General features: G+C 60.5%; 12 protein-coding genes. 9 read left to right on the top strand and 3 right to left on the bottom strand.

Annotation, left to right across the window (positions count from 1 at the left end):
- Nucleotides 1-91: 91 nt before the first annotated feature.
- A complete protein-coding gene (locus tag C5L10_RS08895; RefSeq protein ID WP_105429342.1) occupies nucleotides 92-1,447 on the top strand; it encodes a bifunctional diguanylate cyclase/phosphodiesterase in 1,356 nt (451 codons plus the stop codon).
- Nucleotides 1,448-1,452: 5 nt separating this feature from the next.
- Here C5L10_RS08895 and C5L10_RS08900 read toward each other — a convergent pair whose 3' ends face one another.
- The 3 genes from C5L10_RS08900 to C5L10_RS08910 form a co-directional block, all read right to left on the bottom strand.
- Complete coding sequence (locus C5L10_RS08900) at nucleotides 1,453-2,358, bottom strand: thermonuclease family protein (RefSeq protein WP_105429343.1); 906 nt, start codon at nucleotides 2,356-2,358, stop codon at nucleotides 1,453-1,455.
- 265 nt (nucleotides 2,359-2,623) lie between these two features.
- On the bottom strand, nucleotides 2,624-3,241 hold the full coding sequence (locus C5L10_RS08905; protein ID WP_105429344.1) for a PRC-barrel domain-containing protein: 618 nt from the start codon (nucleotides 3,239-3,241) through the stop codon (nucleotides 2,624-2,626).
- Between the two features lie 190 nt (nucleotides 3,242-3,431).
- On the bottom strand, nucleotides 3,432-4,313 hold the full coding sequence (locus tag C5L10_RS08910; protein ID WP_105429345.1) for an SMP-30/gluconolactonase/LRE family protein: 882 nt from the start codon (nucleotides 4,311-4,313) through the stop codon (nucleotides 3,432-3,434).
- Between the two features lie 411 nt (nucleotides 4,314-4,724).
- Between C5L10_RS08910 and C5L10_RS08915 the strand changes: the two genes are divergently transcribed.
- The 8 genes from C5L10_RS08915 (at nucleotide 4,725) to C5L10_RS08950 (ending at nucleotide 13,304) form a co-directional block, all read left to right on the top strand.
- Nucleotides 4,725-5,456: an autoinducer binding domain-containing protein gene (locus tag C5L10_RS08915; RefSeq protein ID WP_105429488.1), complete on the top strand. Its 732-nt coding sequence runs from the start codon at nucleotides 4,725-4,727 to the stop codon at nucleotides 5,454-5,456.
- 377 nt (nucleotides 5,457-5,833) lie between these two features.
- Nucleotides 5,834-7,042, top strand: a complete 1,209-nt coding sequence (gene apbC / locus C5L10_RS08920; RefSeq protein WP_105429346.1) for an iron-sulfur cluster carrier protein ApbC — start codon at nucleotides 5,834-5,836, stop codon at nucleotides 7,040-7,042.
- A 304-nt stretch (nucleotides 7,043-7,346) separates the two neighbouring features.
- On the top strand, nucleotides 7,347-8,318 hold the full coding sequence (locus C5L10_RS08925) for a magnesium transporter CorA family protein (protein WP_105429347.1): 972 nt from the start codon (nucleotides 7,347-7,349) through the stop codon (nucleotides 8,316-8,318).
- A 14-nt stretch (nucleotides 8,319-8,332) separates the two neighbouring features.
- Complete coding sequence (locus C5L10_RS08930) at nucleotides 8,333-10,234, top strand: potassium transporter Kup (protein WP_105429348.1); 1,902 nt, start codon at nucleotides 8,333-8,335, stop codon at nucleotides 10,232-10,234.
- A 169-nt stretch (nucleotides 10,235-10,403) separates the two neighbouring features.
- Nucleotides 10,404-11,558, top strand: coding sequence for a cell wall hydrolase (locus C5L10_RS08935; RefSeq protein WP_245447956.1), 1,155 nt, complete (start codon nucleotides 10,404-10,406; stop codon nucleotides 11,556-11,558).
- 268 nt (nucleotides 11,559-11,826) lie between these two features.
- Entirely contained in the window at nucleotides 11,827-12,192 is a 366-nt protein-coding gene (locus tag C5L10_RS08940; protein WP_046611044.1) for an AtpZ/AtpI family protein, read from the top strand.
- A gap of 61 nt (nucleotides 12,193-12,253) precedes the next feature.
- On the top strand, nucleotides 12,254-13,006 hold the full coding sequence (locus C5L10_RS08945) for a F0F1 ATP synthase subunit A (protein WP_046603390.1): 753 nt from the start codon (nucleotides 12,254-12,256) through the stop codon (nucleotides 13,004-13,006).
- A 70-nt stretch (nucleotides 13,007-13,076) separates the two neighbouring features.
- Nucleotides 13,077-13,304, top strand: a complete 228-nt coding sequence (locus C5L10_RS08950; protein WP_007774919.1) for a F0F1 ATP synthase subunit C — start codon at nucleotides 13,077-13,079, stop codon at nucleotides 13,302-13,304.
- The last annotated feature ends 42 nt before the right edge of the window (nucleotides 13,305-13,346 follow it).

Below are 13,346 nucleotides of genomic sequence, written 5' to 3' on the forward strand. Positions count from 1 at the left end.
CAATCCGTCCATGTAAGTTAAGCCCAAGCCATTATTTTTTAATCTTTTTCCCGCATCCTGCGCCCGTCTGTGAAGCGCAACGGGATTATTCATGAAGTCGGCGGGAAACCCATTGCCGCAGGTCAGCCAGAATGAACTGCAGGCAATGGCCTACAGTGACGCCCTGACGGGACTCGGAAATCGATACCGTCTGCGTGACAAGGTGCGCCTGCTGGCTGCGGAGCGGGCCCAGGATCCTGCACCCTTTACCATCTGCATTGCCAATCTCGACGGCTTCAAGCCGATCAACGATCTGTTCGGCGCCGAAGCGGGCGACGAGATCCTCTGCCAGGTCGCTCATCGCCTGAAAGCCTGTATTCCGGACGGCGCGACCGTCACCCGCCATGACGGTGACGAGTTTGCCTTCATCCTGCCCCTGGTTTTCGAGCGCATCGGCGCCGAACGTATCGGCCAGATGATCAAGGACGTCCTGTCCGCCCCCTACGATCTTGGCGACCGCAACGTCCGCCTATCGGCCTCCTTCGGCTTTGCGATCTATCCCTTCGCCGGCGAGGATTTCGAGGAACTGCTGAAAAGCGCCGAAACCGCGCTCTACCGCTCCAAACGCCGCGGCCGCGGACAGATCACTGTCTACTCCCGCGAGATCGCCCAGGAGATGAAGCGGGCGACACAGCTGGAGCAGGCGCTTCGCAACGCCATCATCGCCGATGCCGTGGATGTCCACTTCCAGCCGATCGTGCGCATCAGCGATGGTGGAGTCGTCGGTTTCGAGGCGTTGGCCCGCTGGATCGATGCCGATCTCGGCTTCGTCTCGCCTGCGGTTTTTGTGCCCCTTGCCGAAGAGCGGGGTTTTATTGACGCACTTTCTGAAACGTTACTGCACAAGGCCGCAGAGGCCGCACTCTCCTGGCCGCGTGAGCTTTTCCTCTCCTTCAACCTCTCTTCAGCGCAGTTGATGGACCCCGGCACGACCGAGACCATCCTCGCGACCCTCGCACGCGTCGGCCTCGATCCGCATCGCCTGGAACTGGAAATTACCGAAACGGCGGTGATGACTTCGGCCGATACGGCGCAGCGCATCATCACCGACCTGCGCCAGCAGGGCGTACGCATCTCGCTCGACGATTTCGGCACCGGTCAGTCGAGCCTCGGGCGGCTTCGGGACTTCACCTTCGACAAGGTGAAGATCGACCGCGCCTTCGTCTCGCGCATCACCACGGACCGCGCGTCGGAACACATCGTCAAGGCGATCATCGCCATGTGCGACGGTCTCAACCTTGCCGTGGTCGCGGAAGGCATCGAGGAAAAGGCCGATGCGGACAAGCTCAGCGAGCTCGGCTGTGCGATGGGGCAGGGTTATTATTACGGCAGACCGGCTGACAGCGCTGTCACCCTGCGCTACCTCCAGGAACACTATCGCGACTTCATGACCATCGAGCGGGCTTGAAGCGGTCACCCCTCCTGGAGAACGGGCTCGATCTCGTTGACCATTGCCCGGAACTCCCCGCCCGGCCGTTCCGGCATCGGGTCGAATACCAGCTCTTCCGGCTTGCGCGTCAGGCGTATCTGGTCGCCGACTTCCTCGATGAACGTATCGAAATGCGTGTAGTTGAGTTCGACGAGGTCGAAGACAGGCTCCTCGTTGAGCTCCAATGCGTCCTTGAAGCCTCTGATCGATCCCGCCTCCGCAACATAGTCGGAAGCGCGACGAAAGAGTTTCGGCATCAGCACGAGCGTTTCCGTCAGGGATCCGATATTCTCGATGGCCGATAGGGTGTTGGTGCGGTCGACGGCGTATATTCCCTTGTTCGCGGCCCGGGCTTGCTGGACTGTCTGGGTCAGCGCCGTGCGCAATTCGCCGAAAAGCGTCTGGTAATAGGTCGGGAAAGCCAGTCCTTCCTGCAGCATGAACCGGTTGAGGCTCGCGTCGAGCATGGCGGGCCGAACGAACACGTCGGAGCCGCTAGGGCCGGAGGGCGCGCCTGGGAAGAGAAAGCCGATGATGCGCCCAAATTTGTCGGTAGCCCGAGCGAGGATATAGCCGTCGACGCCATCCGTGGCCGAGAGAACGCTTGATTGGTTGGTGTCCCAAACGACGTCGCTTATGCCGAGAAATGCAAGGAGCGCGTTGCGGGCCTCGTTCGCCAGCGCGAGCGGCTGGTGGCGACCGCCATAATGTGTTTCCAGAGCATCGATGGCCTCGACGCGCACGCTCGTATGCCCGCGCGCATTCACCTTGGCCGGCACCCCCTGGAGAAGGGCCAGCTCCGAAAGGTCATTGGGGGCAAATCGTATCGTGTCCCCGTCGGGAGAGTAATTCACGCAATGAAATTTACCGGCAATGACGAAGAATGGCATGTTTAACCCCTCGCTCCCGTAGGCGTGCATTATTAGTCGCGACACAACCGGATGTAAATCCTTTCTCGTAGCGATCGGCGGAAATTGCAGTGGCATGGAAGTGGAGGTTGCCGAAGGCAAGCCCTATCGCTCCGGGCGAGGTGGGGATCATTCGCCTTGCCGTATGTAGCGTTGTTTCAATGCAAAAAGGGGCGGCACCTGCGGTACCGCCCCGTTTCGTGGTGACGACGTGTCACCCGTTCCGGATCTTTGACTGATCGAGCGCTTATTTGCTCGGGGCAGCCGGTGTCGTCGACGGGTTAGTGGCGCCGCCTGCAGGCATCGAGGTGCCGGTGGAGGACGTGGTCGTCCGGTCGGTTTCTGCCTGCTTGTCTGCCATGGTCTTGAATTCCGGCGCGGCCTGAAGGGCTTCTGCCGTTTCCGTGGTGGTCAGACGGACTTCGTTGTTGTTATCCGCATCACGCGTCATGGTGATCTTGTCCATCGGCAGAGCGATTTCCTTTTCGCCGATGCCGAGGAAGCCGCCGACACCGATCACGGCTGCGACGATGCCGCCGTTTTCTTCGAGGATCAGATCGTTGACGTCGCCGATGCTCTTGTCTTCTGCGTTGTAGACTGACTTGCCGATATAGTCGTTGGCGCTGATCTGGTTTTCAGCCTGTTCGGTGAGGTAGCTGCCGGAAGCAGCGGCCGTGTCGGTGCCGGTCTTCGGAGCCGGCGTTGCGGCGCTGTCAGCCGGTTTTGCAGCCGGATCTGTCGGAGCGGCAGGAGTTGCCGGAGCCGGGGAGGCCGGCGGCGTCGGCTGGGTCTGGGCGAATGCCGGTGCAATGGCGGTGGACGCCAAAAGAACAACGGCTGCCATCGTGCTAAGGGTCTTCTTCATAACGAACCTACCTTCCTCTGCTCAATTATCTCTGAACACGCGGCCCCTCCATATGGAGCTCTCCGACCGCGCTGGTTCGAGAGGAAAATGTTATGAGGACGGATTGGTTCCGGCTAAGATTGCTGAAATTTTAGGCGTTTCGGCTGGAACTTTTTCGCGTTTTGCTTGTTTGAAGCGCTCTTTGCGCTCTTCATAGGCGATAGGCAGGCTCCGGATCGCATTGGATGGAAACGGCGATTTCGAACAGCGAGCCGGCGAGCGGGTCGGCGGCGCGAGCGGCGTCATCCAGTCCCTCCCGCGCCGACGTCACGGCCAACCGGTCCTTGCCGACGAAGGCGGGGCAGGTGGTCTGTTTTGCCGGCACCAGATGACGTGACAGATGCCTGCCGTCAGCCGAATAATGGTCGACGGCGCCCTCGCCCCAGCGGGCGTTCCAGATCGTTCCGTCGCTGGCGCAGATCGATCCGTCGATGCCGCCCGGCTTGCCGTTCTCGTCGACCAGGAGCTCGGCTTCGCCGTTTGGCAAGCCTGTCGCCGGGTCGAGGGACACGCGCATCAGTCGGTTGATACGAGTGTCTGCATAATAACCGATCGCCCCGTCAGGCGAGAAGCAGATCGAGTTGGGGATGCTGATGCGGTCGAAAAGCTTCGTCACCTCGCCACTGCGGACATGATAGATAGCGCCGGCGCCGTCCTCGGCTTTTCTTCCCATCGTTCCGATCCAGAGGCTGCCGGAGGGATGGACCCTTCCGTCGTTCGAACGGTTCCCCGGCTTCTCCGGTTCCAGTTCGAGATAGGGGGATAGCGCGCCGGTCGCGCGGTCACGGATGAACATCCCCTTGTCGCTCGCGATCATCTGTCGGGCGGCGTCGATTGAGGCAAGCGCGCTGCCCATCACCGGCAACGCATGAACGATCTCCCGCCCGGTCGGCAGATGCAATTCGTGCAATCCCTTGCCGAGAATGTCGAACCACCAGAGCGTCTCCGTTTCCGATTCGAAGGAAGGGCCTTCTCCAAGTTCGCACAGGGAGGAGGAAAGGACGCGGCCTTCGAACGCGTGTGTGGTCGCCATGTGAAATCTCCAATTGCATACCGAGGTGATCGATTAGTATCATCGACGGGAGAGAGTCGGCAAACTTGCGGCATAGGGGATTTGATCCCCAACATTTATCTCCTGACAAACGGCTGGAGGCATGCAAAAGGTTTGCAAATCCGAGTGGATGTCATCATTGTCGAAAGTTGATAATGGCCGTCATTATTCGGAATTGATAATAGCCACAAATTTAGCATCTAATTAAAATCTCAAATAGCAGCCTCCACCACGTAAGCACGTTCGGCGGGAGGCATCCGGGCAAATCCGGAGAGCCTTTTGCCGTTCCACGCGTCGGAGGCGGGCAATGCGAATATAAAGGACCGGATTGGGCGGATGTATGGGAAATACCAGGGATCGCTCGACGCCACCCGGCGGACAGAGAAGCAGATGATGGCCAATACCGAGAAAGCAGAAGAAGCTCGTGTCTTTGGCGGAAATGTCGGAGAAATTGCTGATCTCAAGACACAGTTCGATGTGTTCCGGTTCATGAAGCGGGTAACCGAGCATTATGGCTGCCGCACGTTCATGGTTCTCAACCTGCCCCACGCCACGTCGCGCGAACTGTCCAACAACACGGTCATTACCAACTGGCCCGCGGAACTGCTGTCTCTGTTCGACCGCGAAGGCATGATGCAGACCAGCCCCGTACTTCGGCGGCTGCGCGTCTCGACGATCCCGTTCACCTTCGATCTCGAAACGGTGCCGCCGGAGCGCCAGGGACCGGCCATCCGCGGCATGTTCGGAAGGTTCAATCTCGTCCGCGGCGCTTATTTCCCAGTCCATGACATGTCCGGCAGCCGCGGTGCCGTTTCCTTCGCAGGCGACGGCCTGCCGTTCACGCACCAGCAGATGATGGAGCTGATGTACATCTCCATCCACGTCTTCGAGCGCCTGGCCGAGATCCGCAACCTCGATGTGCGCACCACTGACGTGTTGACCGACCGCGAGATCGACTGCCTCAACTGGACGGCCGCCGGCAAGACCAGCGCGGAAATCGCGGAGATCCTCGGCCTCTCCGAACACACGGTCAATCACTACCTGAACCGTGCGGCCAAGAAGCTGGATACGGTCAACCGCACCCAGGCGGTCGCCAAGGCGCTCAGAATCGGTTTGATCAAGTAACCAAATCGAATGCTGCGGCGCACAAAATTTCACCACTGCTCAAGCATTGACCGGCCACGCAATGCCGCTTCCATCAAGGGATGTTGCGCCGCAGCAGGGCTTTCGGCCAGAAGTGGTTGAAAAAGCTCATCAATAGGAAGTATCTTCCCGTCTGGCATGTTTCGTGCTTCTGTAGGGGCAGGTCCAGAGGGGACTGCAAGCGCCCCAAGAGGCGTGACAAGAAAAGCTGCCGTTCGATCAGTGCGCCAGATGGCTGCCGGTCGAACGGCGGTTTATCTTGCTTGCCCCCGGCAATGCCGAACTCCTATATATCTGCGAAAGCGGCGTCCCGTTCTGAGGGATCGATATCGCATCAGGCATTCGGGAGTTTTGAAATCATGGCCGACGTGACGAAAGAGGAAGTGCTGGCGGTTCTCGCGAAGGTGCGCGGGCCGGACCTCGAGGGCGATATCGTCTCGCGCGGCATGGTCTCGGACGTCTTCATCTCCGACAACAAGGTTTATTTCTCGATTACCGTGCCGGCAGCGCGGGCGAACGAACTGGAGCCGTTGCGCGTGGCAGCGGAACGTACCGTCAAGGCCATGCCGGGCGTCAAGGGCGCGCTGGTGACGCTGACGGCGGACCGCAAGGCCGGTTCCGCTGCGCCGCCGCGCCCGCAGCCTGCCGCTCCGGCTGCTCATTCGCATTCGCATTCGCACGGGCACGCCCATGCTCACGGGCACAGCCATCCGCCCCAAGGCCAGCAACCGGGACAGCAACCGACCCAGCCGCAGCAGCGGGAAAAGCCGGGTGTGCCGGGCGTCGGCGCTATCATCGCCGTGGCATCCGGCAAGGGCGGCGTCGGCAAGTCGACGACGGCGGTCAATCTTGCCCTCGGGCTCCAGGCGAACGGCCTGCGGGTAGGCATTCTCGATGCCGATATCTACGGCCCGTCCGTGCCGCGGCTTCTGAAGATCACCGGCCGTCCGCAGCAGATCGAAAACCGCATCATCAAGCCCATGGAGAATTACGGCCTGAAGGCGATGTCGATGGGGTTCCTCGTCGATGAGGAAACGGCGATGATCTGGCGCGGGCCGATGGTCCAGTCGGCGCTGCTGCAGATGCTGCGCGAAGTCGCCTGGGGTGACCTCGACGTGCTCGTCGTCGACATGCCGCCGGGTACCGGCGATGTGCAGCTCACCATGGCCCAGCAGGTGCCGCTGGCCGGCGCGGTGATCGTTTCGACGCCGCAGGACCTGGCGCTTCTCGACGCGCGCAAGGGGATCGCCATGTTCCGCAAGGTCGAAGTTCCGCTGCTCGGCATCGTCGAGAACATGAGCTATTTCCTCGCTCCCGATACCGGCAAGCGTTACGACATCTTCGGCCATGGCGGCGCGAGAAGCGAGGCGGAACGGATCGGCGTGCCGTTCCTCGGCGAGGTTCCGCTGACGATCGACATCCGCGAACGGTCCGATGCGGGCACCCCCGTCGTCGCCTCCGATCCCGAAGGAGCCTCGGCGAAGATCTACCGTGAGATTGCCGCCAGGGTCTGGGCCGAGCTCGGTGGCCTCACTCCCCGACCGGCGCCTGCAATCGTCTTTGAATAAGAGTTCGCCTGTATGTTCCTCGCCATTTTGGAATACCTCCCGCGCGCCGATGGACAGTCACTTTGGCGGCCGTTTCCGGTCAAGGCGTTGATGTAGGTCGCGAATCATCTTGTTGCCGAAGCCCCCTTGAACATATTCGGCGCGGGAGTCATGTTGCGGCGCCCACTACGAGATTGGGACGGCTCTTGATTTTGACTATGGCTGTCTCTATAGGCCCGTCCCGCTGGTGGCCGGCTGGTGGCCCCTAGGGGCCGGCAAGCCCGCTTCTCGTTCAGTGCCGACGATTTTCGGCCGGAGACCACGATTGATCAATGCCTATAGCGCCACTGGCTCGATGAAGACGCTTGCGCCAGCTGAGGCGCTGCGACATCTTGCCGACGATATCGTCTGGATCGATCTGGTCGAACCGACTCCGCAGGAGGATGCCTATGTCGAAGGTCTCCTCGGAATTCAGGTTCCGACCCGTGACGACCTGAAGGACATCGAACCTTCGAGCCGCCTTTATATGGAGAAGGACTCAGTGTTCATGACCGCGTCGCTCGTCTGGCGCGCCGATGGCAAGGATCCGCAGCTCACCGACGTCGCCTTCATCCTCTCCGGCGGCCGGCTGATCACCGTGCGCTACGCCGAGCCGAAAAGCTTCCAGCTGTTCATCGCCAGCTTGAGCCGCCTGCCGGAAGCGGGGCGCGATGGCGCCACGTTGCTGGCAAAACTTCTGGAAACCATCGCCGATCGCACGGCCGAAATTCTTGAGCAGACGGTCGATCACGTCGATGCGCTGTCGACGGAAATCTTCCGCGACCGCGGCAAGCGTCGCCCGCCGCAGTTCCTGGAACGCAAGCTGGCCGATATCGCCGAATACCACCGGCTGATCAGCAAGGTGCGCGATAGCCTCGGTTCGCTCGCCCGACTGTTGACCTTTCTCATGAACGTGCCATTGATCAGCCAGGACAAGAGCGACGACAGCCTCTGCCGCACCGTTGCGCGTGATGTCGACTCGCTTTCCGAACACGCCTCTTACATCGCCGGCAACATCGCCTTTCTGCTGGATGCCTCGCTCGGGCTGATCAATGTCGAGCAGAACTCCATCATCAAGATATTCTCCATCGCGTCGGTCGTATTCTTGCCTCCGACACTCGTTGCCTCGATCTACGGCATGAACTTTAAATTCATGCCGGAACTCGAGTGGCATATCGGATATCCGCTCGCGATCCTCGCGATGCTCCTGTCCGCCATCATCCCCTTCTTCTTCTTTCGCTGGAAAGGCTGGCTTTAAGCCGGACATCCCCCATGGGTCACCCCGCTGAACATAACGACGCCGAGAAAACGAAGGTCCAAGGCCTTTTTGCGCTCGCACTCGGCTCCGTCGGCGTCGTCTACGGCGACATCGGTACGAGCCCGCTTTATGCATTCCGCGAGGCTCTGAAGCCGATCGCCCACGATGGCGTCACGGAACTTGAGATCATCGGCCTCATCTCGCTGATGATCTGGACGCTGACGATTATCGTCACGTTCAAATACGTGCTTTTCCTGCTGCGCGCCGACAACGACGGCGAAGGCGGCACGCTCTCGCTCCTTGCACTTCTGACCAAGTCCGCCAATGGCCACAGGGCAGTGTTGATGCTGCTCGGCCTCATCGGCGCGGCGCTTTTCCTTGGCGATGCGATGATCACTCCGGCACTGTCGGTCCTGTCCGCCGTCGAGGGTCTGAAGCTGGTGGCGCCGTCGATGAGCAGCGCCGTGGTGCCGATCTCGGTCGGTATCCTGATTGGTCTTTTCGCTATCCAGTCGAAGGGAACCGGCCTCGTATCGCGCTTCTTCGGGCCGATCACCGCCGTCTGGTTCATCGTCATGGGCGCCGGCGGCGTCGCCCATATATCGGACGACTACAGCATCCTGGCGTCCTTCAATCCCGTCTATGCGGTCGAATTCATGCTGAACGAGAGTTTCGTCGGCATCGTCGTCCTCGGCGCCGTTTTCCTGACGGTCACCGGTGCCGAAGCGCTTTATGCGGACCTTGGCCATTTCGGCCGCCGTCCGATCCAGTGGGCCTGGTTCACGCTTGTCTTCCCGGCGCTGACGTTGAACTATCTGGGGCAGGGCGCTCTGGTGCTGAAGCATCCGGAAGCGATGTCCGATCCGTTCTATCTGATGTTTCCGCAATGGGCGCTGTTGCCGGTGGTCATTCTCGCGACCGCAGCCACCATCATCGCCAGCCAGGCGGTGATCACCGGTGCCTTCTCGCTGGTCCGCCAGGGGATCCATCTCGGTTACCTGCCGCGCATGCAGATCCAGTTCACCTCGGAAACCAATACCGGGCAGATCTTCCTGCCGTCGGTCAACACCCTGCTTCTGGTCGGCGTCATCGCGCTGGTTCTGGGTTTCGAAAGCTCCGAATCGCTCGCCACCGCCTACGGTATCTCGGTGACCGGTGCCATGGTCGTCACCACGCTGATGGCGTTCGAGTTCGTGCGTGTGAAGTGGAAATGGCCGCAGACCTTTGCGATCTGCATTCTGGCTCCGCTGCTTGCCCTGGAACTGGTCTTCCTTGGCGCCAACCTCCTGAAGGTACACGACGGCGGCTGGGTCCCGGTCTCGATGGCGATCATCTTCACCATCGTCATGTGGACCTGGAAGCGCGGTACCGCGATCCTCTTCGAAAAGACCCGCCGCATCGACGTGCCGCTCGAAACCTTCATTCCGATGGTCGAGAAGAAGAGCGATCATGCGCCGGTCTCCGTGCCAGGCGTGGCGATTTTCCTGACCAGCGATCCGGAAACCGCGCCCGCAGCACTGCTGCACAACATCAAGCACAACCACGTCCTGCACGAAAAGAACGTCGTGCTGACCATCATCACGGTCAACAAGCCGCGCGTGTCGCTCGAGGAGCGGTTCAAGATCGAGAAGGTCTCGGAGCGTTTCACGCTGATCGAACTGCGCTTCGGCTTCATGCAGTCGCACAATGTCTCGCAGGCGCTTGCCTATCTGCGCAAGACGGGCTTCAAGTTCGACATCATGTCGACGTCCTTCTATCTGGGCCGCCGCAAGCTGGTGCCCGATGCCGCGTCCGGCATGCCCATGTGGCAGGATCGGCTGTTCATCGCCATGGCCAACACCGCGACCGACCCGTCCGACTATTTCCACCTGCCGGCCAACCGCGTCGTCGAGCTCGGCTCGCATGTCATCATCTAAGACGCGCGATTGGGATGCCCTTCGCTGACATTGATGTGAATGTGCTAATTCAAGCCGGCTGCCGGGCGTTTCGGCAGCCGGCGTTAACCGCTCATCAAGGTTAATGATTGATCTTCATCGGGTTCTTGTTGCCCTGTGGAGTGTTAAGGTTTTGCGTTCGAATAGCGTTTTGCGTCGCAAGTCCTCATCCGGACTGAGTGGATGGACTTCCCCGGCCGTCTTCGGCCTTGCCTGCTGGCTGATCTTTCCGTCCGCCCCGGCTCATGGCGATCTCGCCGACCTTCTGACCGGCTTCGACGGCGCCGAACAATGGCGCATGGTGCTGACCGATTCGCCGGCGGGTTCGATCCATCAAGCTTCGCTGGCATTTCCCGGTCTGAAGAACGCGGTCTCCGGCAATGCCGGTCTCGAACTCCCGGACGGCCGCAAGATCGCGCTCGTCGACGAAAAGAAATCCTCTGATCCACGCCCCGATGAAGACCGCGTCAACCGCGCCGCCAAGAAGGGCCGTATCGTCACCGTCGAACCCATGCAGCCGCCCAAGGCCTTTTCCGCAGGCTCCGTGCTGCAGCGTTCGAGTGGGCTGACCCTACCGCTCGACGCCCGTGACGGACTGGCCAGGTTTGCCAAGGCCGGCAAGAGCGAGAAGCCCGTCGAACTCGCCGCCTTCTATTTCCGCAAGAAGGACGAGCCGAAGCCGGAAGACGATCTGATGCCGATGATCGCGAGCCTCATCAACAACAATCAGGCCGATGTGCTGGCAACCGCCTATGCGCCGGCGGCGCAGGATTTCGCCAAGGAATCGCCCTTCGATGCGATCCTCACGGAAAAGCCGAGCGCCGGCCGCTTCATTCCGCCGATCGGTTTCGACGATCACGCCTGGGCTGCGACACCGTTGCCGCCGGCCTCCTTTTCGGCACGCGAGCAGCAATGCCTCGCCTCCGGCATCTATTTCGAGGCCCGCGGCGAATCCGCCCGCGGCCAGGCGGCTGTCGCCCAGGTTATCCTGAACCGCGTCCGCAATCCGGCCTATCCGGATACGATCTGCGACGTCGTCTACCAGAACGAGGACTGGCGCAACCGCTGCCAGTTTTCCTTCGCCTGCGACAATATCAAGGATCGCATTCGCTCCGAATATCATTGGAAGATGGCACGCGAAGTGGCCATGGCCGTGACCGCCGGCAAGATCTGGCTTCCGGAAGTCGGTTCCGCCACCCATTATCATGCCGTCTATGTTCGTCCCGACTGGGCGCGCACGATGAAGAAGGTCGGCCGCATCGGCCTGCACGTCTTCTACCGCACCTATGGCGGCGGCTGGAGCTGAGCCCGGTTCCCGTCGCTTCAACAGGCGGCGATTCCCGCGACAGTTTTACCCGACTTCGGTTGTGCTCGTTATAACCGGTTGAATTTGCTTGGTTAATTTACCTCGTTCGAAGAACCTTGGATGCCTTGACTATGGGGGCGGGCAAAACTATGTTGCGCGCGACTTGAAAACGGGCCGGACGGCGCGAAATCCCCCGCCAACTGCACTTTTTTGCTGTTGGAAAGCATAAAACCGGTTGTGCCGGGAGCAGAAATAGGGGAGGACGCACATGACGGATCACCGCGACGATGGTCTGGAAGAGCGCCGGAAGCGCCTGTCCGCGAAACTTGCGGACAGGAAGGCTGACGACGCGGCAGAGGCGAAGAGGGACGCGCAATCCGAGGAAAGCCGAAAAGGCATGGCCTTGGGCTTCAAGCTTTCCTCCGAGTTCATCTCCGCAGTCGCGGTTGGGGCTATTCTGGGCTTTTTGCTCGACCGTTTTGCCGGCACTGCGCCGTGGGGGATGATTGTTCTTCTTCTCCTCGGGTTCTGTGCCGGTGTGCTGAATGTGCTTCGCTCTGTGGGAAAGGTGGCTCCGCCGCCGACCACGAACCAGCGTAGCGGCAAGGATGGTAAGGGAAACGGCGGCCTGTGAAGGCTCGGTTTCCGGAAATGAAACTGGCCGCCCGGCGCGGCTAAGGACCAAGAGGTAGACGGTGGCAAACGATCCGATCCATCAGTTCCAGATCAGCAAGATCGTTCCGATCGAGATCGGCGGCATCGATTTCTCCTTTACCAATGCATCTCTGTTCATGGTGGCAACCGTCGCCTGCGCCGCGGGCTTCCTGTATTTCTCGACCTCGCAGCGCGGCCTGATCCCTGGCCGGGCACAGTCGGTCGCCGAAATGTCCTATGAATTCATCGCCGGCATGCTGCGCGAAGGCGCTGGCAGCAGCGGCATGAAATTCTTCCCGCTGGTCTTCTCGCTGTTCATGTTCGTGCTGACCGCCAACCTGCTCGGCATGTTCCCTTATTTCTATACGATCACCAGCCAGATCATCGTCACCTTCGCCCTGGCCATCCTGGTCATCGGCACGGTCCTCGTCTACGGCTTCTATAAGCACGGCCTGCACTTCCTGAAACTCTTCGTGCCTTCGGGCGTGCCGTTCCTGCTGCTGTTTCTGGTGGTTCCGATCGAGCTGATCTCGTTCCTGTCTCGGCCGATTTCGCTTTCCATCCGTCTTTTCGCCAACATGCTTGCTGGCCATATCACGCTCAAAGTGTTCGCAGGCTTCGTCGCCTCGCTTGGAACCATGGGCGCGCTCGGCATCGGTGGCGCAGTCCTGCCTCTCATCATGACGGTCGCCCTGACCGGTCTCGAATTCCTCGTCGCCTTCCTCCAGGCTTACGTCTTCGCGGTGCTGACTTGCATGTACCTCAACGACGCGATCCATCCAGGCGGGCACTAAGGATAAAAACGACATTGGCGTCCTGAAGCGTCAGTCATCAGCCGCAACAACCATTTCGAAGGAGTTTCTCATGGAAGCGGAAGCAGCAAAGTTCATCGGTGCAGGCCTGGCTTGCTTTGGCATGGCCGGCACGGCTCTTGGCCTTGGCAACATCTTCGGCAGCTACCTGTCGGGCGCTCTGCGCAACCCGTCCGCCGCTGACAGCCAGTTCGGCCGTCTGGTGTTCGGCTTCGCCGTTACGGAAGCTCTGGGCATCTTCTCGCTGCTCATCGCTCTCCTGCTCCTGTACGCAGTCTAAGATCTGTCCAGGAAATTCGGATCGCGGCCGCTTGCAGAAGGC

Origin of the sequence: Neorhizobium sp. T6_25 (genome assembly GCF_002968555.1) — a bacterium.
GTDB lineage: Bacteria > Pseudomonadota > Alphaproteobacteria > Rhizobiales > Rhizobiaceae > Neorhizobium.

Bases quoted from the DNA above. Each gene is read 5' to 3' on its own strand.
- apbC (WP_105429346.1), top strand. From the start codon at position 5,834: ATGGCCGACGTGACGAAAGAGGAAGTGCTGGCGGTTCTCGCGAAGGTG.
- C5L10_RS08950 (WP_007774919.1), top strand. From the start codon at position 13,077: ATGGAAGCGGAAGCAGCAAAGTTCATCGGTGCAGGCCTGGCTTGCTTT.
- C5L10_RS08915 (WP_105429488.1), top strand. From the start codon at position 4,725: ATGGCCAATACCGAGAAAGCAGAAGAAGCTCGTGTCTTTGGCGGAAAT.
- C5L10_RS08910 (WP_105429345.1), bottom strand. From the start codon at position 4,313: ATGGCGACCACACACGCGTTCGAAGGCCGCGTCCTTTCCTCCTCCCTG.
- C5L10_RS08905 (WP_105429344.1), bottom strand. From the start codon at position 3,241: ATGAAGAAGACCCTTAGCACGATGGCAGCCGTTGTTCTTTTGGCGTCC.
- C5L10_RS08940 (WP_046611044.1), top strand. From the start codon at position 11,827: ATGACGGATCACCGCGACGATGGTCTGGAAGAGCGCCGGAAGCGCCTG.
- C5L10_RS08895 (WP_105429342.1), top strand. From the start codon at position 92: ATGAAGTCGGCGGGAAACCCATTGCCGCAGGTCAGCCAGAATGAACTG.
- C5L10_RS08900 (WP_105429343.1), bottom strand. From the start codon at position 2,358: ATGCCATTCTTCGTCATTGCCGGTAAATTTCATTGCGTGAATTACTCT.
- C5L10_RS08930 (WP_105429348.1), top strand. From the start codon at position 8,333: ATGGGTCACCCCGCTGAACATAACGACGCCGAGAAAACGAAGGTCCAA.